The following is a 24,559-nucleotide window of genomic DNA, read 5'->3' as shown; positions in this document are numbered from 1 at the left end:
ATCCGGGAAAGAAAAATAATTTTTATACAATAACTCTTGTTTTATGTAACGGGAAATTCCTACCTTTGCATGCAAATTAACAAATAGGTAACATCTATTACACAAATGAGCGAAAAAGCACCCTTTATGGTATTCTCCGGAACAAATTCGAGATACCTTGCAGAGAAAATCTGCGCTAGCCTTGATTGCCCTCTGGGAAAGATGAACATCACCCATTTTGCAGATGGTGAGTTTGCAGTCTCTTATGAGGAATCTATCCGTGGCTCGCATGTATTCCTGGTTCAATCAACCTTCCCTAATTCTGACAACTTGATGGAACTTCTGCTGATGGTTGATGCTGCTAAAAGAGCATCGGCAAAAAGCGTTGTAGCCGTTATCCCCTACTTCGGTTGGGCACGTCAGGACAGAAAAGACAAACCCCGTGTTTCCATCGGCGCTAAGCTGGTGGCCGACCTGCTCTCTGTTGCAGGTATCGACCGTCTGATTACGATGGACCTTCATGCAGACCAGATTCAAGGTTTCTTCAATATTCCGGTGGATCATTTGTATGCATCAGCAGTATTCCTCCCCTATATTGAATCCTTGAAACTGGAAGACTTGGTAATCGCCACCCCGGATGTCGGCGGTTCAAAACGCGCCAGCACATTCTCCAAATACCTCGGTGTACCCCTGGTATTGTGCAACAAGACACGCGAAAAAGCAAACGTGGTTGCCACCATGCAAATCATCGGTGATGTAAAAGACAAGAATGTAGTATTGGTAGACGATATTGTAGATACAGCAGGAACCATTACCAAGGCTGCCAACATCATGCTGGAAGCAGGAGCCAAATCTGTCCGTGCCATTGCCAGCCACTGCGTAATGTCCGACCCTGCTTCTTTCCGTGTACAAGAATCCGCACTAACGGAAATGGTATTTACCGATAGTATCCCCTACTCTAAAAAATGTGACAAGGTTAAACAGTTGAGCATTGCCGATATGTTCGCCGAAACCATCAAGCGGGTGATGAACAATGAATCAATCAGTTCACAATACATTATCTAACCGCGGAGCGGTTAGATATTAAAAATTAAAGGCTGCGCGGTTCTGAAGTGAACATTGCGCAGCCTTTAATTTTTAATTTCTAATTTTTAATTCTAATTCTCCAGCCTTCCCATCTTGTAGGTTCCTTTTCGTATCACCTTTCCGTTCTTGTCTGTTTCTACAAACGGACCGTGTTTCTTGCCTTGTTTGAAGAAGCCTTCATAACGGTTTCCGTTCTTGTCCTCCTGGATACCGCTACCTTCTTCCATACCGTTCACAAAACCGCCTTTATATTTGGTTCCATCGGTCTGAATCAGGGTACCTTGGCCGTTGAACTTATTGTCTTTCCATTCACCTTCGTAAGAGTCACCTACATTCCATTTGTAAGTACCGTATCCGTCACGTTGGTTATCTTTCCAATTACCTTCGTAAACGGCGCCGCTTGCCCACGTAAATGTGCCGTGGCCTTCCTGCTTTCCATCCTTGAAGCTGCCCACATACTTGTTGCCGCTGGCATGGTAATAAATGCCCTCTCCGGTACGTTCACCTTGAACATAAGAACCTTCGTAACGGTCGCCGGTATGGAAAAAGTAAATACCTTTGCCATGCTGCATGTCGTCCTTCCAGTCACCTACGTATTTGTCACCGTTGGCATATTCAAAAGTTCCTTTACCGTCCCGGACATCATTTTTCCACTCTCCGTCATATTTGGAACCGTCATTCCAGGTCAGTGTTCCTTTGCCGTCTTTCTTGTCATTCTTCCACGAGCCTACATACTTGGAACCGTTCTTCCAGGTATACGTTCCTTGGCCTTCGCGTTTATCATTCACCCAGTCGCCCTCATAAATATCACCATTGTAATAGTACATGGTTCCTTTACCGTGCTGGTAATCCTGAAACCACATGCCGTCATAACGGTTGTTATTCATAAAATAGTAGATACCCCTGCCATGCTGCTGGTCTTGAAACCATTGCCCCTCATACTTTTCACCGTCGGGAAACATATATGTACCGTAGCCTTCACGCTTGCCCTTCACATACTCACCCTCGTAGACGTCGCCGTTCTTGAAAACGGTCTTCCCCTTTCCATTGGGCTTGCGGCCTTTTATTTCACCGGTATAGACGGCCCCGTTATCTTTGAACGTATAGGTACCTATCTTTATCTCCGAAGAGAATGTATTTTTCACTTTATCGAAAAAGCCGCTTTTTTTTTCCTGAGCAGTGGCTCCACCTTGGCATAAGAAAGCCAGAATGAGTGCAGTATATAGATATTTCATTAATTGATAATTGATAGTTGATAATTGACAAAGGTAGGATTTATCCGGTAAAATGATGCGATAACTCCCGCTTTTTATGACATTTTTTTGCCGCACACTATTTCTTTTAATTTCTCTTTGCATAAATGCCGCCCTGCAAGTTCACGGATTTCTTGTGGGGTAACCTCCTTGACAGCATCCAATGCTTCGGCAAAGTAAGTATCCTGCAAGCCCGATACCTGCACAAAAATCCAGGCATCCGCCAGCGAGAATGCAGATTCATAACTACGGCACATGTCTCCCAACATATAGTTCTTCACCATGGAAAGCTCTCCATCGGAAACCAGCTCGTTCTGAAGGCGGTCTATTTCATGATAAACCTCACCGATAAGAGGCTCCACAAATTCGTTGGCGGCTTCGGCACTGACCGCCAACACTCCCTGCCCCGGATAGGGCATGATGGCTGCGGAGATACCGTATGTGTATCCTTTATCTTCCCGGATATTGGACATCAGGCGACTGCCAAAATAACCCCCGAACAGTGTGACCAGTACGCGGGCCTTCAAGTAGTCCGGATGATTACGGTCCAGGGAAAGCATGCCCATACGGACGGCACTTTGCAGGGCGTCCGGACGTTCGATGAAGATACGTTTTCCGGAAGCGGTAACCGGATGAAATTCTGTCTTCTCCGGTTTGCGGAAATCCGTACCGAAAGCCTCGCAGCCAAACAAGGACTCTATCCGGCGGATGCAATCGTCGGTAACCTTGCCCGAGAGGTAGATGCTGCAATTATTGGAATGATAATAACGGTCATAAAACTCGCGTAGCACCGCAGGAGTGATGCGCCGATAATCCTCTTCCTGCACCAGACGTCCGCCGGGATGCTGCCCGCCGTACAGAGCCTTCACCAATCCGCGGTGCGCCAGAAAGTCCACCTTGGAAGAGTTGACAAGAAACTGCTGGATATTGTTGTCTACAATCACTCCCAGCTCTTTCTCGGGAAATACCGGCTCTTTGACGATAGACTCCAATATGTCAAGCGTTTGGGGAAGGTATTTATTCAGAGAATAAAGGGTGACATAGGCATACTCGGATGCACTGGACAATTCCAGCCAGGCTCCGTAATAGTCCAGCTTTTCCGCTATCCGGGCGGCATCGTAGCGTCGGGTGCCCTCGCGAAGCATGCGGTTCGTAAACAACGCCTGCAAGGGCTGTTTCTGTTGCCATCGGCCGCCTGCCATGAGGAGATCGATACGTGTCACTTCATTGTCACCGGCATTGAGCACGCTCAATGGCACGCCATTAGGCAACTTGATACGTTCCGGCCTTTGCACCACCAGTTGTTCCGGTTCAAGAATCCGGGGTTGGTCACTTCGGTTCAGCATGGGCTTTCTAGTTTACAGCCCATGGCTTTTAAGAAATTCTTCTGCCCGTTCCAAATCTTGAGGAGTATCTATGCCGATAGTTTCTACATCCGTGATACCTGCTTTGATAGTGTATCCGTTTTCCAACCAACGAAGCTGTTCCAATGATTCGGCAATCTCGAGGGATGACTGCGGAAGGGCGGTTATCTCTTTCAGTACCTCTACGCGATAGGCATAAAGGCCGATATGCTTATAATACGTATGGTTCTTCAGCCAGTCTTCCTTCGCCGCATTACGCTGGTAGGGAATGATGGAACGGCTAAAATAGAGGGCATTCCTGTTTTTGTTGAGCACAACCTTCGGAGAGTTCACATTTTCCAGTGCCTCGAAACCATTATCTACCGTAAAGGGTTTCACCAGAGTGGCTATCTGGGTGGCCGGATCGTCGAAACATGCTTTGACGGCTTGTAACTGCGAAGGCTGGATGAAAGGCTCATCCCCCTGGATATTCACCACGACATCAAACTGTCCTCCTATTTTTGTACAAGCTTCCTGACAGCGGTCGGTGCCGCTTTTATGTTCGGTGGAAGTCATTACCACCTTTCCTCCGAATGCTTTTACTGCGGCTTCAATACGCTCATCGTCCGTAGCCACGTATGCATCGTCCAAGATTCCTGCCACTTGCTCGTATACTCGCTGTATCACGGTTTTTCCACCTAACACCGCCAATGGTTTGGCTGGAAAACGCGTAGATGCGTAACGGGCAGGTATGATTCCTAAAAATTTCATTTTCAATCTTCGTTTTTTAAAATGAGAGTGTGTCCGAAAGTGTTCATATACTATCGACCCATCTCCTTATATTCTTTATTAATTATAACAGTTGTTTCAATCCTCGCAGGATATAATCACGTTTCAAATCTTTTGGCTTATAGACAGTCCCGTCACAAGACAACAAGTCTATATCCAGCCGTACAATTTCCTGCTCCTTCTCCTCGGGCTTCCTTCCGGCTTCCCGTTCGATGGCTTTCAGGCAGGCGGTGACTTCCTCTACCGGATTATCGGAAGCAAAGCATGCCACCTGATTGGAGAACAGATTCGGACGGTGAAAGAACAAAGGTGCCGTCTCCTCCTCTTCCGAGAAACGTATTCCCGAAAAAAGTTCCGTCAAGCGTCTGCGAGCCAGTTCCATGTTCTCCCTCCGCTGCTCGTTGCTCCCAATACTAATCGTATAATCCATTTTTTAAGGTGAAAGGGGAAAAGGTGAAAATTGAAAGTTTACCTTTCCACTTTCAATTTTCACCTTTCAACTAATTAAACAGTTCGTCGAGTCCCTCTATCGGTTCTTCTATATGGGTGTCTCCTTCCAGATTCACATCATCCTTGCACGGGTCATAGCCTTCGGGCAACTGGAATGTTTCATTTTCATCATATCCCAGAGATTTGTCACCGAGCACTTTCACCATGTATTTGGTCCAGATAGGCAATGCCATGGAAGCACCTTGTCCGTGAAGCATCGTATCGAAGTGGATGTCGCGGTCCTCACCGCCCACCCAGCAACCGGACACAAGCGAAGGCGTGAAGCCCATAAACCAGCCGTCGGCATTGTAGTTCGTCGTTCCGGTCTTGCCGCCCATGTCGGCTTTCACACCCAGACGGCGCACACGGCCTCCGGTACCTTCGTTGACAACGGCACGCAGCATGACCAGCATCTTGTAAGCGCTGGATACGCTGATGACTTCCTGCATTTCGGGAGCAAAGGTTGCCAGCACGTTTCCGTCGTTGTCCTCGATGCGGGTCACGAACAGCGGAGCTACCCGGATACCCTTGTTGGGGAATGCGGTATAGGCACTTACCATCTCGCCGACGGAAATCTCGCACGGGCCCAGACAGAGTGAAACGGAAGGTACTATATCACGGTTGCGGACACCGAAAGTATGTATAAGACGTTTCAGATTATAGGGATTCAGCTTGCTCATGAGATAGGCCGTAATCCAGTTGTCCGAGTTTGCCAGCCCCCACTTCACAGTCACCATGTCACCAATCAGCTTTTTGTTGGCATTACGCGGCGTCCACGGTTTTCCGTTTTCATCAATCAGCGTGTATTCCACGTGGCGCACTTCGTCGCAGGGAGAAAAACCGTTCTCCATAGCCAATGTATAAAGGAAAGGCTTGATGGTAGAACCTACCTGGCGGCGTCCCACCATGGCCATATCGTACTGGAAGTAATGGTAGTTCGGTCCGCCTACGTATGCCTTGACATGTCCGCTGCGCGGGTCCATGGACATGAAACCGGCACGAAGGAAGAACTTGTAGTAACGGATGGAATCCATCGGGGTCATAATGGTGTCTTTCTCCCCTTCCCAACTGAATACGGACATCTCCTCCGGGGTATCGAAGGCTTTCTTTATTTCAGCTTCGGTGGCTCCGGCTTTCTTCATAATGCGGTAGCGGTCGGACAACCTCATGGCACGTCCCAGAATCTCGTCCACCTGCTCCTGGGTCAGACGGAAGGTGTAGGGAGCTTTCTTGGCCCCTTTCTTTTCCTTGAAGAAGTAACCTTGCAGTTCCTTCAGATGCTCTGTCACGGCATCCTCGGCATACTGCTGCATACGCGAGTCGAGCGTGGTATAGATTTTCAGCCCGTCGGTGTAGAGGTTGTATTTGGTACCGTCTTTCTTGGTGTTCTTTTCGCACCATCCAAAGAGCGGATTGTTCTCCCAATCAAGTGAATCCTCGTAGTATTTCTGCATCTGCCAACCGCGGTAGTTGGCCTTGTCGGGCTTCTTGGCGGTGAGCACGCCGCGCAGGTATTCGCGGAAATAAGTGGCCAACCCTTCCTTGTGGTCCACACGGTTGTACTTCAGTTTCAGAGGCAACGCCTGGAGGGAGTCGCGCTCGGCTTCCGTAATATATCCCGCTTTCCGCATCTGGTCGAGCACCACATTGCGCCGTCCGCGGGAACGTTCATTGTAGCGCACCGGATTATAGAGAGACGGATTCTTGCACATGCCCACCAACGTAGCCGCTTCCTCAATCTTCAAATCTTTCGGTTCGCAACCGAAGTAGGTAAAGGCAGCAGTCTTGATGCCTACCGCATTGTTCAGGAAATCGAACTTGTTGAGATACATGGTGAGGATTTCCTCTTTTGTATAGTAACGTTCCAGCTTTACGGCAATCACCCATTCGATAGGCTTCTGGAACAGACGTTCCATCACATTGTCGGCACTGGGGGAATAAAGCTGCTTGGAAAGCTGCTGGGTGATGGTACTGCCACCGCCGGCATTCTTCTGCATCAGGATACCGCGCTTCACTATGGCACGCGTCAGGGCGTAGGCATCAATGCCCGAATGTTCGGCAAAACGTACATCTTCCGTAGCTATCAAGGCGTTGATGATATTGGGCGACAAATCATTGTATCCCACAAACACGCGATTTTCCTTACTATAGGAATAAGTACCCAATACTTTTCCGTCCTCGGAAAAGACTTCTGTGGCAAATTTGTAATTCGGATTTTCCAGGTCTTCCACCGGAGGCATATAGCCTATCCAGCCCTTGGCTATGGAAAAGAATATAAAGACACACACCAGCGAAATCAGTGCGATGAAAATCCATAGGATTTTGACGACTTTCCTTATCATGTTTCAGTTGCTAAAATCAAAGTTCAATAATAGGGCAAAGGTACGGAAATATATTGGATGTGCCTATGCTTTTTATATCTTTTTCAGGATAAGATTTCCGGCATCCACAAAAAAAACGCCCGTTTATTTTAATGGAAACTCTCAGTGAAATGCAAAACGATTGCAAAACAATTAGAAAACTTGAAGAAAAAATCGGAAAGGAAAAATACATCGTAATGAGCTATAATACAGATTGGAACAATAAAAACTTGCCCTCGCGCGCGTAAGAGGAGATTAAGATAATAAGAGAAGAGAAAAAAACGACGTTGTCGTTAAAAAGAACGACGGCGACGGCGTAAAGAGATACCACACTTCACTGTCCGGAATGCCACACTTCGACAAGGCAAACGCCGCACTTGACTAAGGCAAATGCCACACTTGAACATTCGCGAAATGCGGCATTTACTTTGTCGAAGTGTGGCATTCCGGATGATGAAGTGTGGCATTCCGGACAACAAGCCACACGGTTAAAAAAACAGCCCATATTTCGCAAAAAACTTCCCCGCATATTTCCGTAGCCCGCATATTTTCCGTAACTTTACACTCTCGAAAAGTATAAATGAATTCAACGATATGGAAAACAGAAGTTTAGTCACCATTGCCGAGCATAGCCGGGAAAAAATCCTCTATATGCTTGAGATGGCGAAAGAGTTTGAAGCCCATCCCAACCGGCATATATTGGACGGGAAAGTAGTTGCCACCTTATTTTTCGAGCCTTCCACCCGTACACGCCTCAGTTTCGAGACTGCCGCCAACCGGCTTGGAGCACGTGTCATCGGGTTCAGTGACCCCAAAGCCACCAGCTCATCCAAGGGCGAGACGCTGAAAGACACCATCAAGATGGTGAGCAACTATGCCGACATCATCGTGATGCGCCACCACCTCGAAGGGGCCGCACGCTATGCCAGTGAAGTCACCACCGTGCCTATTGTGAATGCCGGAGACGGTGCCAACCAGCATCCCTCACAAACCATGCTCGACCTCTACTCCATCTACAAGACGCAAGGCACGCTGGAGAATCTGAATATCTTCCTGGTCGGCGACTTGAAGTATGGCCGTACCGTCCACTCCCTGCTGATGGCCATGCGCCACTTCAACCCCACTTTCCACTTCATCGCTCCCGACGAGTTGCGGATGCCCGAAGAATACAAAATTTACTGCCGCGAGCACAACATCAAGTACGTGGAACATACGGACTTTACGGAAGAAATCATTGCTGATGCCGACATCCTCTACATGACCCGTGTGCAGCGCGAGCGCTTCACCGACCTTATGGAGTACGAGCGGGTGAAGAATGTCTACATCCTGCGCAACAAGATGCTGGAACATACCCGTCCCAACCTGCGCATCCTGCATCCGTTGCCCCGTGTCAACGAAATAGCCTATGATGTGGACGACAATCCCAAGGCATACTATTTCCAGCAGGCACAAAACGGACTGTATGCCCGTGAAGCTATTCTGTGCGATGTACTGGGCATCACGCTGGATGAGGTGAAAAAGAGTAAAGGAGTAATTCAGTAGAATCGTCTAATAACAAATATTTCAAGATGTTAAGCGAAAAGAAACAAGAATTGCAGGTTGCTGCTCTGGAAAACGGCACTGTAATAGACCATATACCCTCCGAGAGACTGTTTACCGTAGTCTCCCTGCTCGGACTGGAACACATGAGCAACAATATCACTATCGGCTTCAACCTCAAGAGCAAGAAGCTGGGCACGAAAGGTATCATCAAGATTGCCGACAAGTTCTTCTGCGACGAAGAGATAAACCGTATCGCCGTGGTGGCTCCCAATGTAAAACTGAACATTATCCGCGACTACGAAGTGGTGGAGAAACGCGAAGTCCGCCTGCCCGAAGAGCTGCGCGGAATCGTGAAATGCGCCAACCCGAAGTGCATCACGAACAATGAGCCTATGCCTACGTTGTTTCATGTCGTGGATAAGGACAATTGCGTCATCAAATGCCACTACTGCGAAAAGGAGCAGACCAGAGAAGATATTGAGATTATATGAAAGAAGACTGGAAACCCGGAACAATGATTTATCCGCTGCCCGCCGTACTGGTGAGCTGCGGAAGCACTCCGGAGGAATATAACATTCTGACTATCGCATGGACGGGGACGATTTGTACGAACCCGCCCATGTGCTACATCTCCGTACGCCCCGAACGCCACTCCTACGACATCATCAAGCGGAATATGGAATTCGTCATCAACCTCACCACGAAAGATATGGCACGGGCCACGGACTGGTGTGGCGTACGCTCCGGAAAAGACTACAACAAATTCGAGGAAATGCATCTGACACCGGGGAAAAGCACCGTAGTCAGCGCGCCTCTCATCGAGGAATCACCGCTTTGCATAGAATGCCGGGTAAAGGAGATTATGGCTCTCGGTTCGCACGACATGTTTATAGCGGATGTGGTAAATGTACGTGCCGATACCCGTAATCTGAACCCTGAAACCGGCAAACTGGAACTGGCGGAAACGAATCCCTTGGTCTATGTGCACGGTGGATATTATGAGCTGGGAGAAAAGATAGGCAAATTCGGATGGTCAGTAGAGAAAAAGAAGTAATAATGCGATAAAGGTTTTAAGAGATGGAGTTGCGACGAATCTTGATGGGCTTATATCTGTTGGCCTTCCCCGCCATGATGTGGGGACAGACTCCGGTTGTGCCCGGTACTGCCGACGAAGAGCATTCCGGGCACCGCAAGGAAACTCCGGTAAATTTCGGTTTCAAAGGCGGTTTCACCTCTTCCTTGTTCCTTGTATCCCAGTTCAGTGTCAACGGAGTACCCATTGACGAAGTGCAGAACAATTACAAGATAGGATATTTCGGTTCCCTTTTCATGCGGATAAACTTCGACCGCCACTTCCTGCAACCGGAAATATCCTACAACATCAACCGGTGCAACATCACCTTCGAGAAACCTCTGCCCGAAGACGCCGCATCAGGAGCCCGGCTGGAGGAAGCCTCCATTACATCGTCCATCCACAGTATAGACATCCCCGTCATCTACGGATACAACTTCATCAAGGAGGGGCCGTACAGCCTTGCCGTCTTTGGAGGACCCAAAGTGCGCTATATATGGGACAGGAAAAGTGACATCGACTTCGAGAATTTCGACCAGGTGAATATCCGTGAAAGGCTGCGTCCGCTCAATCTCAGTTTCACCGTCGGCGTATCCGTCACCATCTCACGCGTCTTTTTCGACTTCCGTTACGACATGGGGCTGCACAACATCTCCAAGAGCGTGACATACGATATTCCGGCCGACAACAACGCTGCTGACGAAAACACGAAAAACGAAATCCGTTTTCACCGCAGGGACAATGTGCTGAGTTTTTCTTTCGGAGTGTTCTTTTGACAGTAAATTTCTTCCTTTTCTTTCAATTTATTCATTTATTTCCCGTAAATTTGTGCGCTTAATAAGAGAACACAGATTTATCAAACTTATCTAATAAGCAGAATGAAAAGAGATGATTTAATTTTCGAACTTATCGAAAAAGAACACCAACGTCAGCTCAAAGGCATTGAACTGATTGCATCAGAGAACTTTGTAAGTGACCAGGTTATGCAGGCAATGGGCTCCTGCCTCACCAACAAGTATGCTGAAGGATACCCCGGCAAGCGTTACTATGGTGGTTGTGAGGTAGTGGACCAGAGTGAGCAGATTGCCATCGACCGCTTGAAACAGATTTTCGGCGCAGAATGGGCCAACGTACAGCCGCACTCCGGTGCACAAGCCAATGCAGCCGTATTCCTCGCCGTGCTCAATCCGGGCGACAAATTCATGGGACTGAACCTTGCACACGGCGGTCACCTCTCCCATGGCTCACTGGTCAACACTTCCGGTATTATCTATACTCCCTGCGAATACAATCTGAACCAGGAAACCGGACGTGTGGACTATGACCAGATGGAAGAAGTTGCCCTGCGCGAGAAACCCAAAATGATTATCGGCGGCGGTTCTGCTTATTCCCGCGAATGGGACTACAAGCGCATGCGCGAAATCGCGGACAAGATAGGTGCCATCCTGATGATTGACATGGCTCATCCTGCCGGACTGATTGCAGCCGGTGAACTGGATAACCCCGTGAAATATGCCCACATCGTGACCTCCACTACCCACAAGACTCTGCGTGGTCCTCGCGGTGGCGTTATCATGATGGGTAAGGACTTCCCCAACCCCTGGGGCAAGAAAACTCCGAAGGGAGAAATCAAGATGATGTCCCAGTTGCTGGATTCAGCCGTATTCCCCGGTATCCAAGGTGGTCCGCTAGAACATGTCATCGCAGCCAAAGCCGTTGCCTTCGGCGAAATCCTGCAACCGGAATGGAAAGAATATGCCAAGCAGGTGAAGAAAAACGCTACTGTCTTGGCACAAGCCTTGATAGACCGTGGCTTCACCATCGTTTCCGGCGGTACGGACAACCACTCCATGCTGGTGGACCTGCGCAGCAAATATCCCGATTTGACCGGTAAGGTTGCCGAGAAGGCGTTGGTGTCTGCCGACATCACCGTAAACAAGAACATGGTTCCGTTTGACAGCCGCTCGGCTTTCCAGACTTCCGGTATCCGTCTGGGTACTCCTGCCATCACAACCCGTGGTGCCAAGGAAGACCTGATGCTCGAAATTGCCGAGATGATTGAAACCGTTCTGTCCAACGTAGACAACGAACAAGTCATCGCAGAGGTACGTGCACGCGTAAATGCGAAGATGAAAGAATACCCGCTGTTTGCTTATTAATAAGCAAACAGAATTAAAAATTAAGAATTAAAAATTAAAGGCTGCGCAGTTCAAAGCGAACATTGCGCAGCCTTTAATTTTTAATTCTTAATTTTTAATTCTAAACGCGCTCCGCGCGTTTAGCTCAGCCCTTCTATATTTCCGTCCACAATATCAATGTGTTCGGCTTGTGGTTTCTTGGGTAATCCCGGCATACGGAGAATTTCACCGGCGATGGCTACAATCATTTCCGCACCGTTATTGACCACAATATCCTTGATGTGGAACTCAAAGTTGTTGACTGCACCGTATATCTTCGGGTCGGCAGAGAAGGAGTACTGCGTCTTGGCAATACAGACGGGGTAATGGCTGATACCCATCTGCTCTATCAGTTTGATAACCTTGCGGGAGTGGAGACTGTAAGTCACTACGCTTGCCCCGTAGAGGTTGCAGGCTACCTTTTCTATTTTACGTTCCACGCAATCGCTCTCTTCGTAGGTGAAGGTCAGCGGTTCGGATGGTTTGTTCTCGATAGTATCTACTACCAGATTGGCAAGGTCAACGGCTCCCTCTCCTCCTTTGGCAAAGGCGTTGTTCACGGCAAAACCTACCTCGAGCTTTTCTTCGCAATGGCGGCGGATAGCTTCCACCTCCTCGTCCGTATCACTGGCAAAACGGTTGAATGCCACGATGACCTGCTGGCCGAATGAACGCAAATTGCGTACATGCTTGTCCAGATTGCCGAAGCCCTCTTTCAGTCCTTCCATATTGGGTTCCTTGATGCGGTCCAGACTGACACCGCCATGCATCTTCAGTCCTTGTGCGGTAGCAACGATTATCGTCAGCTTGGGCTGTAGGCCGCTCTTGCGGCACTTGATGTTGTAGAACTTCTCCGCACCCAGGTCAGCCCCGAAACCGGCTTCCGTCACTACATAATCGCCGAATGTCATGGCCATTTTTGTGGCAAGAATGGAGTTGCAACCATGGGCAATATTTGCGAACGGTCCTCCATGAACAAAAGCAGCAGAGCCTTCGGTAGTCTGTACCAAGTTGGGGTTGATAGCATCTTTCAACAGTACGGTAATGGCACCGGCTACTCCTAACTCCTTCACTGTGAAAGGAGTACCATCGAAACGGAATCCCAGAATAATATTTTCAATACGGCGACGGAGGTCGTCGAGGTCCGTTGCCAGACAGAGAATAGCCATAATTTCGGAAGCCGGGGTAATATCGAAGCCCGACTCCTCAGTAATGCCGTTGGTGCTCGGTCCCAATCCGGTGACAATGCTCCGCAAGGAACGGTCATTCACATCAAGTACGCGCCGCCAGATGATTTCTTTCAGTCCGAAGCCGTCTGCCTGATGCTGGTACAAGTAATTGTCGAGCAAAGCGGAAATCATGTTGTGTGCGGAGGTAATGGCGTGAAAGTCGCCCGTAAAGTGCAGGTTTATCTTCTCCATGGGAAGCACCTGGGCATATCCTCCGCCGGCAGCACCGCCTTTCATGCCGAAGCAAGGACCTAACGAGGGTTCGCGTAAAGCCACAATCGCTTTCTTGCCAATCTTGTTCAGCCCCAATGCCAGCCCGATGGACACGGTTGTTTTACCGATACCCGCTTTCGTAGCCGTGATAGCCGTCACCAGTATCAGATTGCTCTTCTTCACTTTCTCTTCATCAATCAGATGCGTAGGAATCTTGGCTATGTAACGGCCATAGTTCTCTACTTCGTCACGCGGGATATCCACACTTTCAGCCACCTGCTTTATCTTCTTCAGCTCTATGCTGCGGGCTATTTCAATGTCCGATTTCATACAGAGTCTTTTCTTTAAATAACAACTTTAATGTTTTGAAAGTTGCAAAAGTACGAAAGATGTGGCAAAGTACAAAAGAATACCGTATTTTCACCTGACCACCTGCATCTTCTATCTATTTGAACCGCGACGTATCCACTGCCTCCCGTTGCTTCTCCTTATATCCACCGAATTTATAGGTGAACGATACGCCGAATTCGCGGAAGCATGAGTAATGATTCGTCACATTCTGCGTCTTGAAACGGATGCGGGGAGAAATCTGTCCCGTCTCAAAAATATCGTTGCAATAGAGGTTGAGAATGGCTTTGTTCTTGGCGAAGCCGTAGCGCAGGGCAATATTCACATTGCCCGACGTAGGCAGGTCGTAGATGCCCTGAATGGCTTTACTATGCACAAATCCGGTCACCGTCAGCTTCAAGTCGGGTTTGGTGGAGAGAGTAAAAGTATTGTTCATCTGGGCAATGCCATAGCATTGCTTTCTGTCGAAAGGAATATCCCAGAAATCACCATCCTTTTCGCGATGCCACAAGCCGATGAGGGTAAGGCGAGAATTCAACCAATCCTTCACCTTAAACGGGATAGAGGCTTGTATACCTGCTTGTTGCTGATAATCAAAATTGAGTGTCTTGTAGATTTCAACCAGACGTTCGGAAGATTGGTAGAGCGTCTGTACGGAGTAGTCCTTGGTATGGTTGAACCAAGCACTGAAGATGTATTTGCTCTTCAAAATATAGGTCATTTTAAGCTCATACTCTTGCGCCGGTTTCAGCAACGGATTACCATGCAGCTCAGAGTATCCGCCACCGATGTAAGAGACGGCATCCTGCACCGCCCAGTAGTCGGGATAGTCCTTGTCGCTGCTCAGAGAGAGCTGAAGGATATGTCCCGGTGACGGCATATAGTTCAAGTTGACGATGGGATACCAGTCCCACTGGTTCCAGACGGGAGTCTTGTAATGCTCCACAGCCAGGGAAGCGTCCAAAGCGAGTTTGTCGCCGAAACTCTTGCTGGAACCTGCATAGATATTCCAGGTCTGCTCGCGGCGGCGGGACTTCATATTGCTCAAGGCATCCGATGAGGTCAGTTGTCCGCCGGTTTCGGGGTCATAATAATATTGGTAGCTGTTGTCGATGCTGGTAGTATAGATGGCTCCGTAATTCAAATCCCAACCTTTTCCCAGACTGTGCTCCTGGGCCAGAAAGAATTTCCATCGGTTGATACGTTGGCAATCTTCGGTGTAGAAGTCGAGTTCCTCGTCCTGCATGCGGCTATGCAGCAACTGGTCGGACGGGGAACGGTAGTAGGTCAGTTCGGCACCGGCTTTGAGGCCGAAAGGGGTACGATAGTCCAGACGGCCGTTGTGCAGCCAGTCGGTGCTATTGCCATGAGTTGTGGACACCTGCGTGCCCGTCACGCCCTTCCAGTTGTGGGAGGTGGAATAGCCACCGTTATAGACGAAACTCAGCTGATGGTCCTTGGCGATGTTATAGTCCGCCCCTACCCTGAAATTATGGGTATGACTGCGGCCACGGCCCACCTCATATGTTGTCATGGGGTGAACCGAGCCGTCTGCCAGGGTGTGCACAGCCTCTTTGTCGGTAGTAGAGTAGCCCCGGCCATGGCTGTGCGAGTAAAGAAAATCTGCTGAGAATTTATTTTTGCTGAAGAGCAGGCTGGCGCGTTCCTCAAAGCCTTCGTTATGCTTCTGGCGATACTTGGCATAGAGTTCGCCTTGCCAGGAGCCGGGGCCGCCTGCCGATTGTTTCAGGGTGATATTGATAAGTGCGCCACGCACCTGGTAGCGTGCAGGGGCGTTGTACATCACTTCCGCCTTCTCTATGCGGCTGGCAGGGATGCTGCGCAGCAAGGAATAGAGCTGCTCTGTGCTGAGGGTGGTTACTTTGCCGTCCAGGATAACGGTGACTCCCTGACCTGCCAACTGCAGCCCTCCATTCATCTCGATGACGCCGGGAAGCTCTTTCACGGCATCGTAGGCATTGTCTACAGGGAGGTTCTGGATAAGGCGGGGCAGGTCGTACACCAGCTTGCCTTGCGCTGCCTTAACGATGGGGCGTTCACCGGTAATCATCACTTCCGGCAAGGTCTGATAAAGACTGTCCAGACGGGCATCGGTCGTGATAAGGCTGTCGGCGCTGAGGATGCGGTTGTCGTCCGCACCGGAGGTGGTTGCAGTACCGTTGTTCTCTTGTGCCGAAAGGCTGATGCTCAAAGCACAGCATACAATAGGGAGTAAATAGAATCGTTTCATGTTCTTCTTTTTATTTATGTTTATATTCTTCTTCTGCAAATCTTCGTCTGCAAAGTACGGCAGAATCAGCAGAAACTTGTGTTATCAGCGGCTTACCAAGTGTTATCCAGTGTTATCGGGAGTGTTATTTAGTCTTATCGGATGATAGGGTTCACAATATTAATCTTACCTTTGTATGTATAAAAGTAACCGGAAACAAACATGAAACTGCCATTCAAATATATTGCCATACTTGTCATCGTCTCCCTGGCCGGCATCTTCGCCTACCAAGCCTACTGGCTGACGGGGCTCTACCATACCATGCACAGTGAAATGGAAAGGGACATCACCGAAGCCATGCGCATGAGCGACTATAACGAAATGATGATACGCGTGGATAAAATGAAGCAGGACGACATAAACCACGGTGAAGTCAGCGTATCAGCCGGATACAGCGATGACGGAAAATCATTTGTCCGTAGCAGTACCACCATCTCCCGTGAAGATTCTTTGGACAACACCACCCTGCACGAAACCTTCATGCCCAAAGGAGACAGTGTTTACGTGACCCACCCGAACGATTCAACCCGCGTGGAAGTCAGTGTCAGGGACTCAGACAGCTCTCCCCAATCCGCATTGAGTGCCAAAGGGGGACTGGATGTGATTTTGCGCGACCAAAACAGTATGCTGGAACTCGCCACCTACTTCCAGCGCGGACTGCATTCGGGACTGGACATCATTTCCGACCCCGACGTAGTGCTTTATGACAGCCTGCTGACTTCATTCCTGCATGACCGTAACATCAATCTTCCCCATAGGCTGCTACATCTTCACAAAGGCAGCAAATGGGACTCTACCATTCTCTATATAGATACATTGGTAAACATCGGTACCCCCGGCTATGTGCCTACCTCAAAAGCCGTGGAATATAATTATTCTTTCGACATCAATACAAGTCAAAGCTACCGTCTCATCATGGAACCGGCCGGCATGTTGGTCTTGCGACAGATGTCGGGCATTCTCACCACATCATTCGTTATTCTGATCGTACTCGCTTTCTCCTTCTGGTTCCTGATACGCACCATCCTGAAACAGAAGACACTGGAAGAGATGAAGAGCGATTTCACCAACAACATCACCCACGAACTGAAAACCCCCATCGCCGTAGCATATGCCGCCAACGACGCTCTGCTCAACTTCAACCAAGCGGAGGAAAAGGCCCAGCGCGACAAATACCTGCGTATCTGCCAGGAACAACTTCAGCGCCTCAGTGGACTGGTTGAACAGATACTTTCCATGAGTATGGAACGCCGCAGGACTTTCCGCCTGCACCCGGAGGAGTTTGCAATACGTGATATTCTGGAAACGCTCATCGAACAACACAAGCTGAAAGCGGAAAGCTCCGTCCACATATCGGTGGACATCGAACCGGAAGATCTGAGCGTACTTGCCGACCGTACGCATTTCAGCAACATCATCAGCAACCTGATAGACAACGCCATCAAATATTCGCACGGAGAGGCCGAAGTGGCCATCCATTGCCGCAAGGTAACCGTCGAAGGGCAGAATGAACAGACTGAAATCTCCGTCAGCGACCACGGTATCGGTATTGCTCCCGAGAAGCAGAAGCACATCTTCGACAAATTCTACCGCGTACCCACGGGTAATCTGCACGATGTGAAAGGCTATGGGCTGGGATTGTTCTATGTGAAGACCATGATAGAGAAGCATGGTGGCAGCGTATCGGTAAAGAGTGAGTTGGGAAAAGGAAGTACCTTTACGATAAGGATATGATAACATTATTTGTTAGGGTACTTTACATTACTTGTTAAGGAGCTTTACATTACTTGTAACAAAAGCGACAATTATGGAAAAGATAACCGTACTTCTGGTTGAGGACGAACAGACCCTCGCCATGATTATCAAGGACACATTGGAAGGGCAGAACTTCATCATCCACACCGCAGCAGACGGTGAAGAGGGATTGCGCAAGTTCTTCGACCTCCGTCCCGACGTGCTGGTGGCAGACGTGATGATGCCCCGCATGGACGGCTTTGAAATGGTGCGCCGCATCCGGCAGACCGACAAACAGACCCCGGTACTATTCCTTACCGCCCGTTCCGCCATCAACGATGTGGTGGAAGGGTTTGAGCTGGGTGCCAACGACTACCTGAAAAAGCCTTTCGGAATGCAGGAACTCATTATCCGCATAAAGGCCCTGGTAGGCAAAGCTTTCTCCTTTACAGAGGAAAAGCCCAAAGAAACTACCGTTTTTGAAATCGGTGACTACCGTTTCAATTCCGTCACTCAACGACTTGCTTTTGCAGGCACCCCAACTTCACCTAACGCGGATACGGAAGTGGAACTCTCCCACCGTGAGTCCGAGATACTGAAACGTCTTTGCGAGAACCGTAACCAGGTGGTCAACACCCAGAATGTATTGCTCGACCTCTGGGGAGACGACAGCTTCTTCAACTCCCGCAGCCTGCATGTGTTCATCACCAAACTGCGGCATAAACTGGCCGGAGACGAGCGCATCCGTATCGTCAATGTGCGGGGAATAGGATATAAACTAATAGTGAACTAAACTAAAACTAAACTACTATTTATGAAAAAGTTATTATTCATTACTTTTATCTGTTCCTCACTCTGCGCCTATGCACAGAGCGAGATTCCGGAAGACACAATAAAGAACCGGACTCCCGTAAAGAAAGAGCAGATTCCCTTTTCTCCAAAAGAGAACAAGCGTACGGGCCTTGATGAAAGCCAGCCCCAACAAAGTCTGCAGGGCGAACAGCAGGAAGAGATAAATCTCCATCTCCCTCCCTCCGACTATGTGGAGCCCCTGCCCTGGACGGACATGAAGAAGATACACTTTCAGAAAAACATCTTTGAATGGGACTTCCAGCGTTTCGCCGATTTCCTGCTCTCGCCGGAAGTCGTACTGACGATGTACGGCAGCCATAACACCTATCCTGCAATGGGCTCCATCATGCAGGCTGGCGCAGGAGTTACTTATTACAGTCCCGACGGACATTGGGAATTGAGCGGAGGGGTATATGCCGCCCATTATTCCATCTCCCAACCTTCATCCATTACCGGTGCCCAGTATGCCAAAAGGGATGCCCCCCGAGGTACTCAATGGGACATAGGCTACAATGCCTCCGTATCCTACCGCATCAATCCCTACATGCGCCTGCATGCCTTCGGCCAGTATTCGGGCTACGGGAGAAGCAACTCCTTTCATGGATATATGAACCCGATGTATCCGCAAAGCGGTTATGGCATGGTACTGGAACTGAAAGTGACGGACTGGCTCGACCTCAACGGAGGGATGGAACGAAGATACGACCCCACCAAAATGAAATGGGTAAATTCGCCCATTTTCGCCCCTACCATTCGTATAAAGAAATAGAAATAATACAAAGATATTTCCGGAAATAGAGGGAAACGAGTATCTTTGTTCAGTCTGCCCCTATGCGGCAGACAGCAACTGAAATTGTGAACAAAGAACAATGAAACGAATCTTCTTCTGCATCATCATTTTACTTGCAGGCATGTCATCCGTCAGCGCACAGAGCGAGATGCCTGCCGATACGGTACGTACTGCAGTACGTGGCAAAGCGTCTCCCGAAGGCATGTCTCCGTCTGAAAAGGAACTTCTGCCGGACGTGAAGAATTACGACGGCTTCCTGCTGGATATGGGGCTGATGAATCTGTCCGCCCCCACTCTTCCCAAATTCACTTTGGAGATACCGGATGCCAGCAAAGACTATAGCCGCATCTTCCAGTTGAACCCGAACGTGACTTATTCACAAGGTCTTTCGAACATATTCTCACTCAGCAACTCCCGGTATTTCAGTTCGAATCCCTTCGGACTGACGGGCTTCTGGGGCTCTACCGACAACCTGCAAATGGGAAGTTTCACTTTGAAGAACGGCATGCGCATCCATACGTACGGCGAATATGACAAGGACGGCTGGAAAGTGCCCAACCCTTCCGCACTGCCTTGGGAAAAGAACAATTTCAAAGGGGCGTTCGAGCTGAAATCAGCCAACGGAGCCTTTGGCATACGCATCGAGGTACAGCAGGGCAGACACGTGCCCTATTGATGCCCATCACTTAACAACAGAATCAATGACAAGAAAGAAAATATTGGTGATAGGCGCCAACGGTTTTACCGGCAGACGCATCCTGGATGATTTGTCCCACAACGTGTCTTATCAGACAACGGGCTGTTCCCTGCACGACGACATCTGTCCCCATTCGGGCGACTATCGCTTTATCCGTACGGATATATGCAACCGCCAGGCGGTGAAAAAGCTTTTCCAGGAAGTACAGCCGGATGTTGTAATCAATACCTCCGCCCTCTCCGTCCCCGATTACTGCGAAACGCACCATGCAGAAGCGGATGCCGTCAACATTACTGCCGTGGAGCATCTGGCAGAATGCTGTGAGGCGGGAGGCAGCCGTTTTATCCATCTTTCCACCGACTTCGTTTTCGGTGGTGATACGGACCGACCCTATACGGAGGAGGATATTCCCGCTCCCGTTAATTATTACGGCTACACCAAACTGGAAGGTGAGAAACGTATCGCTGCCGTTTGCAGGGATTATGCCATCGTGCGCGTAGTGGTGGTGTACGGTGCCGCCCTGCCCGGACAGCATGGAAATGTGCTCCAACTGGTGGCAAACAGATTAAGGAGCAATGAGGAAGTGTTCGTCGTATCCGACCAATGGCGTACGCCCACCTTCGTGGGAGACGTGTCGCAAGGAGTGGAGAAGCTGATAAGTCATCCGCAAAACGGTATCTATCATCTCTGTGGCAGCGAGTGCCTGACCATTGCAGACATCGCTTATCGGGTAGCGGACGTATTGGGGCTGAATCGCTCGCTCATCCGTCCCGTCACTACGAAGGAGATGAATGAAAAGACGCCACGTCCCCGTTTCAGCGGGCTGAGTATAGAAAAGGCAAGCCGGGAACTGGGGTATCAGCCGCGCACGCTGGAAGAAGGAATAAAGCAGATGTTCGGATGGTAAATAATGCAGGTGCGGATGGCAGCAGATTCGACTACAGCAACTCCGGCTCTGCCAGTCCTTTCTCTTTGCGATACACACGTACCATCTCCAGAATCACATCTCCATATTTCTCCACCCCTTTTTTTCCGAAATACGGAATGCGTACAAGCATGGCCTTATCCGAAGGAAGCAGATTGCTGATGCCTAGAATTGCCTTCTGCTGAATGACGGTGTATACGGGCAGCCCTAATGCGGAAGCTTCTGCATTGCGCCATGCTACCAAGCGGTTGTAAAGTTCCGGATGCAGCACATCCGTGGGTACTTCAACAGCCGCAGCATCGCGTTTCCGCTCACGCGGACGTTTCTCTTTATCAGCCTGCTTACTGCTTCCCTGCCCTTCTTTGGCAGAAGCACTTCTCCCTTTGCCTTTACCCTTCTGCGAAGCCGAATCATCAATGGAAAGCAGTGCTTTCTGCTTCAAGTATCCTGCCATATGGAAACCATTCTCCAGCACATAATCCAGCAAATCAGTCTTCATGTCAAACACTTCCTCCAGTTCCTCCATGGCATCCCGGAGCTTCTTCTTCAACTCTTTATTATCAGAAGTTACCGTACTCGCCATCACCGCATCCAGCGGTTGCAACTGCTCTTGAAAATAAGTGGCGGCAGAGTGTATGCGCCCCTGCAAAGTCGGGTCGGCTGCATAGTCCTGCGCAGTATCAATCAGGCGGGTATACTGGATACTGAACTTCTGGGCTACTTTCGTCACTTTGTCGTGAAAACGTTCCATTTCCTCCTTACAGGCTGCGAGTTGCTTGGGAAAGAGCTTGTACAAGTGTTCGTCTATCAGCCGCACATACCGCCGCAAAGCCTGCTCCATGGGCTGGAAATCGAACAAGCCCGACAGCAGTTCCAGGAAATAGGTCTGCTGCAAGGAACGGAAGCGTTTCTCGTCCGGCTCGTTTCTCCGTGCCTCCATCGTGAAGGTATCTACTGCATGGTCACTGATAACGGCCTTTGCAGAAAGCGGGGCACTGAGCACCACTCCCTCCAATGTCTTGCAGCGGCTCAGAGCCACATAGGTCTGCCCATGCGCAAAGGAGGCACTGGCATCAATCACGGCACGTTCAAACGTCAGTCCCTGGCTTTTGTGAATGGTAATCGCCCACGCCAGCTTCAGCGGATATTGCCGGAATGTTCCTTCAATATCTTCTGTAATCTCCTTGGTTTCCTCATCAAGCACGTATTTGGCATTCGTCCACTCTTCCTCTTGAAGTAAGAAGGTAGCGTCGCTTCCCTTACTGCGCACTTCAATTCCATCTGCCGACACGGCTGTCACCTCTCCAATCATGCCATTGTAGTAACGGTGCTCACCGGAGATGTCGTTCTTCACAAACATTACCTGGGCACCGCGTTTCAGTTCCAGTACTTCATCCGTGGGATAGGAATATTCGGGAAACTTTCCGTCAATCTTGGCACGAAAGGCATACGAGCGTCCCGGAAGTTGTTCCAGCTCATGGTCATTAATCCGTTGGGCCTGATAATTGTGGGTCACCAGGCGGATGTATCCTTCTTCTTTATCTGGTACGAAATTGGGAATATACCGGCGGTTCAAGGCTTCCAGCACTTGCCCGTCACAACGGTTTTCGCGAATGCGGTTCAGTAATTCAAGAAAAGTCCCATCGTTCTGCCGATAGACTTTCTTTAGTTCTATAGTGCAGTATTCCGTCTGCTTCAAAGCCTGGCTGGAGAAAAAATAGGGCGTGTCATAGTATTTGCGCAGCATCTGCCACTCATCGTCTTTCACTACGGGAGACAGCTGCTGTAAGTCGCCAATCATCAGCAGTTGCACGCCGCCAAAGGGTTTGTTCCGGTCGCGGAACCGCCTCAAGACGGCATCCACCGAATCGAGCAAGTCGGCACGGACCATACTGATTTCATCGATGACCAATAAATCTATGCTGCGTATAATGTTAATTTTCTCTTTCCCGTAACGAAAACGGTAGGTTGCCTTGCCATCTGCGCTGAATGAGCTTTCGGGCACATAAGGAGCGAAAGGTACTTGGAAAAAGGAGTGGATGGTGACACCGCCTGCATTGATAGCGGCAATTCCCGTCGGTGCAAGTACAATCATCCGTTTCGGACTCTCTGCCCTCAGTTTTCGCAGGAAAGTTGTCTTACCGGTACCTGCCTTGCCGGTCAAAAAAAGATGAGTGCCTGTGTTTTCAATGAATTGCCATGCAAGCGCTATTTCGGGATTATTCTCCATTGATATGTTTATTATTCAACCAATCCGCTCTCTCTCAGAATGATACGGATTTCATCAGTAGCCATATATGATAATAGGACAAAGATAGCGGTTATTTCGTTATCCTTGTCCTATTATTCCATTTATTTGTACCCATCCTGAGAAAGCCCTTTACGGGGCAATCCGGACTATTTCAAGCTACCGCCGATAATATCGAGCAGCTCATTCGTAATGGCCTGCTGACGGCTCTTGTTATACTGTTTCGTCAAATCTTGAATCAGCTCGTTGGCATTATCTGTCGCCGTCTGCATGGCAAGCATACGGGCAGCATGTTCCGAAGTATTGGAATCGAGAAGCACGGTAAATATCTTCTGACTCAACACTTTTGGCAGAAGTTCCGCTATCAGTTCGCCGACGGAAGGTTCCACAATGTAATCATTATTAAAACTGCGGGCATCCTCCGGTACATCTTCTGCCGCCTCCTGCGCTACTTGCGTCAGGTCAATGGGCAGATAATTCTCGCGGAGCAGCACCTGCGAACCCATCGATTTGAAGTGATGGTAAATCAACTCCACATGGTCAATCTGCTTTTCCACAAACTCATGCATCAACTTCTCTGCCAGCTCATACGCTTCAACGTACGAAGGCTTGTCTGCCATCACCTGGTAGCTGCCTTGCGGCACATATCCCATTTTCTTGACGGCTTCCTCCATCTTTCTCCCAACGGGATATATCAGAATATTCTCCTTGCCCAGCGACTGGTAATCTTCCAAAGCCCGTTCCAGCATCTTCGCCACATTCGAGTTGAATGCACCGCATAAGGAACTATTGGACGAAAACGCCACAACCGCTACTCTCGTCACGGGTCTTTTCTCGGTATAGGGCGACTCGAAGGAAGCATCCGTACGCAGAAAGTTCGTCAGAATCTCACTCAGCTTCCGTTGATAAGGCAGCATATTCTCAATCCGCCCCTGCGCCTTATGCAGTTTGGCAGATGCCACCATCTTCATAGCCGATGTTATCTGGCGTGTACTCTTGACGGAGCTTATTCTATTTTTTACCTCTTTCAGTGAAGACATGATAATTAAGGATTAAGGATTAAGGATTAGGGATTAGGGATTATATTGCATATACGGTGTAGTTGGATTGCCGGATATATCAACAAAATCACTTATCACTAAA

At 49.2% G+C, this 24,559-nt stretch carries 20 protein-coding genes; 11 read left to right on the top strand and 9 right to left on the bottom strand.

The genetic code is table 11. The annotated features are described in order from the left end of the window. Positions 1 to 105: 105 nt before the first annotated feature. The gene (locus DW096_RS01775; protein WP_005829068.1) at positions 106 to 1,044 is read left to right on the top strand and encodes a ribose-phosphate pyrophosphokinase; all 939 of its coding nucleotides are present in this window, start codon (positions 106 to 108) and stop codon (positions 1,042 to 1,044) included. 92 nt (positions 1,045 to 1,136) lie between these two features. On the opposite strand, the gene DW096_RS01770 is transcribed toward DW096_RS01775, so the two are convergent. The 5 genes from DW096_RS01770 to DW096_RS01750 form a co-directional block, all read right to left on the bottom strand. Further along, entirely contained in the window at positions 1,137 to 2,300 is a 1,164-nt protein-coding gene (locus DW096_RS01770) for a phosphatidylinositol-4-phosphate 5-kinase (protein ID WP_057087589.1), read from the bottom strand. Between the two features lie 74 nt (positions 2,301 to 2,374). Next, the gene (locus DW096_RS01765) at positions 2,375 to 3,664 is read right to left on the bottom strand and encodes a pitrilysin family protein (RefSeq protein ID WP_057281125.1); all 1,290 of its coding nucleotides are present in this window, start codon (positions 3,662 to 3,664) and stop codon (positions 2,375 to 2,377) included. 12 nt (positions 3,665 to 3,676) lie between these two features. Beyond that, positions 3,677 to 4,432 carry a 3-deoxy-manno-octulosonate cytidylyltransferase gene (kdsB, locus tag DW096_RS01760; protein WP_016273726.1) on the bottom strand — a complete coding sequence of 252 codons (756 nt, stop codon included), beginning with the start codon at positions 4,430 to 4,432 and terminating at the stop codon, positions 3,677 to 3,679. Between the two features lie 82 nt (positions 4,433 to 4,514). Beyond that, on the bottom strand, positions 4,515 to 4,880 hold the full coding sequence (locus DW096_RS01755) for a 2-amino-4-hydroxy-6-hydroxymethyldihydropteridine diphosphokinase (RefSeq protein ID WP_016273725.1): 366 nt from the start codon (positions 4,878 to 4,880) through the stop codon (positions 4,515 to 4,517). A 70-nt stretch (positions 4,881 to 4,950) separates the two neighbouring features. Continuing rightward, the gene (locus DW096_RS01750) at positions 4,951 to 7,281 is read right to left on the bottom strand and encodes a transglycosylase domain-containing protein (RefSeq protein ID WP_057255865.1); all 2,331 of its coding nucleotides are present in this window, start codon (positions 7,279 to 7,281) and stop codon (positions 4,951 to 4,953) included. Positions 7,282 to 7,893: 612 nt separating this feature from the next. Here DW096_RS01750 and pyrB point away from each other — a divergent pair. The 5 genes from pyrB to glyA all read left to right on the top strand — a co-directional run bounded on the left by pyrB (position 7,894) and on the right by glyA (position 12,072). Further along, positions 7,894 to 8,841, top strand: coding sequence for an aspartate carbamoyltransferase (gene pyrB / locus DW096_RS01740; protein WP_005829081.1), 948 nt, complete (start codon positions 7,894 to 7,896; stop codon positions 8,839 to 8,841). A gap of 26 nt (positions 8,842 to 8,867) precedes the next feature. After that, the gene (gene pyrI / locus DW096_RS01735) at positions 8,868 to 9,332 is read left to right on the top strand and encodes an aspartate carbamoyltransferase regulatory subunit (protein WP_005829083.1); all 465 of its coding nucleotides are present in this window, start codon (positions 8,868 to 8,870) and stop codon (positions 9,330 to 9,332) included. Continuing rightward, positions 9,329 to 9,895, top strand: coding sequence for a flavin reductase family protein (locus DW096_RS01730; RefSeq protein ID WP_005829084.1), 567 nt, complete (start codon positions 9,329 to 9,331; stop codon positions 9,893 to 9,895). Before pyrI ends, DW096_RS01730 begins: the two co-directional genes overlap by 4 nt. 23 nt (positions 9,896 to 9,918) lie before the next feature. Further along, on the top strand, positions 9,919 to 10,689 hold the full coding sequence (locus DW096_RS01725; protein ID WP_008663573.1) for a porin family protein: 771 nt from the start codon (positions 9,919 to 9,921) through the stop codon (positions 10,687 to 10,689). A 102-nt stretch (positions 10,690 to 10,791) separates the two neighbouring features. Further along, entirely contained in the window at positions 10,792 to 12,072 is a 1,281-nt protein-coding gene (gene glyA / locus DW096_RS01720) for a serine hydroxymethyltransferase (protein WP_120028656.1), read from the top strand. Positions 12,073 to 12,191: 119 nt separating this feature from the next. On the opposite strand, the gene DW096_RS01715 is transcribed toward glyA, so the two are convergent. Next, entirely contained in the window at positions 12,192 to 13,862 is a 1,671-nt protein-coding gene (locus DW096_RS01715) for a formate--tetrahydrofolate ligase (protein WP_005829089.1), read from the bottom strand. Positions 13,863 to 13,977: 115 nt separating this feature from the next. Next, positions 13,978 to 16,131, bottom strand: coding sequence for an outer membrane beta-barrel family protein (locus DW096_RS01710; protein WP_120028683.1), 2,154 nt, complete (start codon positions 16,129 to 16,131; stop codon positions 13,978 to 13,980). Between the two features lie 201 nt (positions 16,132 to 16,332). Here DW096_RS01710 and DW096_RS01705 point away from each other — a divergent pair, with 201 nt between their 5' ends. From DW096_RS01705 to DW096_RS01685, 5 genes are all read left to right on the top strand, one after another. Continuing rightward, positions 16,333 to 17,904, top strand: a complete 1,572-nt coding sequence (locus tag DW096_RS01705; RefSeq protein ID WP_120028655.1) for a sensor histidine kinase KdpD — start codon at positions 16,333 to 16,335, stop codon at positions 17,902 to 17,904. A 73-nt stretch (positions 17,905 to 17,977) separates the two neighbouring features. Then, positions 17,978 to 18,697, top strand: coding sequence for a response regulator transcription factor (locus DW096_RS01700; RefSeq protein WP_035448477.1), 720 nt, complete (start codon positions 17,978 to 17,980; stop codon positions 18,695 to 18,697). A 21-nt stretch (positions 18,698 to 18,718) separates the two neighbouring features. Further along, the gene (locus DW096_RS01695) at positions 18,719 to 19,525 is read left to right on the top strand and encodes a hypothetical protein (RefSeq protein WP_120028654.1); all 807 of its coding nucleotides are present in this window, start codon (positions 18,719 to 18,721) and stop codon (positions 19,523 to 19,525) included. 100 nt (positions 19,526 to 19,625) lie between these two features. Continuing rightward, positions 19,626 to 20,222, top strand: a complete 597-nt coding sequence (locus tag DW096_RS01690) for a hypothetical protein (RefSeq protein ID WP_057255874.1) — start codon at positions 19,626 to 19,628, stop codon at positions 20,220 to 20,222. 25 nt (positions 20,223 to 20,247) lie between these two features. Next, on the top strand, positions 20,248 to 21,150 hold the full coding sequence (locus tag DW096_RS01685; RefSeq protein ID WP_120028653.1) for an SDR family oxidoreductase: 903 nt from the start codon (positions 20,248 to 20,250) through the stop codon (positions 21,148 to 21,150). A gap of 31 nt (positions 21,151 to 21,181) precedes the next feature. On the opposite strand, the gene DW096_RS01680 is transcribed toward DW096_RS01685, so the two are convergent. Beyond that, a complete protein-coding gene (locus tag DW096_RS01680; RefSeq protein ID WP_117748790.1) occupies positions 21,182 to 23,398 on the bottom strand; it encodes an AAA family ATPase in 2,217 nt (738 codons plus the stop codon). A 167-nt stretch (positions 23,399 to 23,565) separates the two neighbouring features. Then, positions 23,566 to 24,456 carry a F0F1 ATP synthase subunit gamma gene (locus DW096_RS01675; RefSeq protein WP_120028652.1) on the bottom strand — a complete coding sequence of 297 codons (891 nt, stop codon included), beginning with the start codon at positions 24,454 to 24,456 and terminating at the stop codon, positions 23,566 to 23,568. Between the last annotated feature and the right edge of the window lie 103 nt (positions 24,457 to 24,559).

Origin of the sequence: Bacteroides sp. AM07-18, from assembly GCF_003602695.1 — a bacterium.
Classification (GTDB): Bacteria; Bacteroidota; Bacteroidia; order Bacteroidales; family Bacteroidaceae; genus Bacteroides; species Bacteroides uniformis.
Note: the sequence above shows the minus strand (reverse complement) of the source record. Positions and strands in the feature narration are given on the sequence as shown.

What these genes read in the sequence shown, in the direction of transcription:
- DW096_RS01685 (WP_120028653.1), top strand. Translation starts at nt 20,248, where the DNA reads ATGACAAGAAAGAAAATATTGGTGATAGGCGCCAACGGTTTTACCGGC.
- DW096_RS01710 (WP_120028683.1), bottom strand. Translation starts at nt 16,131, where the DNA reads ATGAAACGATTCTATTTACTCCCTATTGTATGCTGTGCTTTGAGCATC.
- DW096_RS01715 (WP_005829089.1), bottom strand. Translation starts at nt 13,862, where the DNA reads ATGAAATCGGACATTGAAATAGCCCGCAGCATAGAGCTGAAGAAGATA.
- DW096_RS01725 (WP_008663573.1), top strand. Translation starts at nt 9,919, where the DNA reads ATGGAGTTGCGACGAATCTTGATGGGCTTATATCTGTTGGCCTTCCCC.
- DW096_RS01695 (WP_120028654.1), top strand. Translation starts at nt 18,719, where the DNA reads ATGAAAAAGTTATTATTCATTACTTTTATCTGTTCCTCACTCTGCGCC.
- DW096_RS01765 (WP_057281125.1), bottom strand. Translation starts at nt 3,664, where the DNA reads ATGCTGAACCGAAGTGACCAACCCCGGATTCTTGAACCGGAACAACTG.
- DW096_RS01750 (WP_057255865.1), bottom strand. Translation starts at nt 7,281, where the DNA reads ATGATAAGGAAAGTCGTCAAAATCCTATGGATTTTCATCGCACTGATT.
- DW096_RS01770 (WP_057087589.1), bottom strand. Translation starts at nt 2,300, where the DNA reads ATGAAATATCTATATACTGCACTCATTCTGGCTTTCTTATGCCAAGGT.
- DW096_RS01755 (WP_016273725.1), bottom strand. Translation starts at nt 4,880, where the DNA reads ATGGATTATACGATTAGTATTGGGAGCAACGAGCAGCGGAGGGAGAAC.
- glyA (WP_120028656.1), top strand. Translation starts at nt 10,792, where the DNA reads ATGAAAAGAGATGATTTAATTTTCGAACTTATCGAAAAAGAACACCAA.
- pyrB (WP_005829081.1), top strand. Translation starts at nt 7,894, where the DNA reads ATGGAAAACAGAAGTTTAGTCACCATTGCCGAGCATAGCCGGGAAAAA.
- DW096_RS01675 (WP_120028652.1), bottom strand. Translation starts at nt 24,456, where the DNA reads ATGTCTTCACTGAAAGAGGTAAAAAATAGAATAAGCTCCGTCAAGAGT.
- DW096_RS01730 (WP_005829084.1), top strand. Translation starts at nt 9,329, where the DNA reads ATGAAAGAAGACTGGAAACCCGGAACAATGATTTATCCGCTGCCCGCC.
- DW096_RS01775 (WP_005829068.1), top strand. Translation starts at nt 106, where the DNA reads ATGAGCGAAAAAGCACCCTTTATGGTATTCTCCGGAACAAATTCGAGA.
- DW096_RS01705 (WP_120028655.1), top strand. Translation starts at nt 16,333, where the DNA reads ATGAAACTGCCATTCAAATATATTGCCATACTTGTCATCGTCTCCCTG.
- DW096_RS01680 (WP_117748790.1), bottom strand. Translation starts at nt 23,398, where the DNA reads ATGGAGAATAATCCCGAAATAGCGCTTGCATGGCAATTCATTGAAAAC.
- kdsB (WP_016273726.1), bottom strand. Translation starts at nt 4,432, where the DNA reads ATGAAATTTTTAGGAATCATACCTGCCCGTTACGCATCTACGCGTTTT.
- DW096_RS01690 (WP_057255874.1), top strand. Translation starts at nt 19,626, where the DNA reads ATGAAACGAATCTTCTTCTGCATCATCATTTTACTTGCAGGCATGTCA.
- DW096_RS01700 (WP_035448477.1), top strand. Translation starts at nt 17,978, where the DNA reads ATGGAAAAGATAACCGTACTTCTGGTTGAGGACGAACAGACCCTCGCC.
- pyrI (WP_005829083.1), top strand. Translation starts at nt 8,868, where the DNA reads ATGTTAAGCGAAAAGAAACAAGAATTGCAGGTTGCTGCTCTGGAAAAC.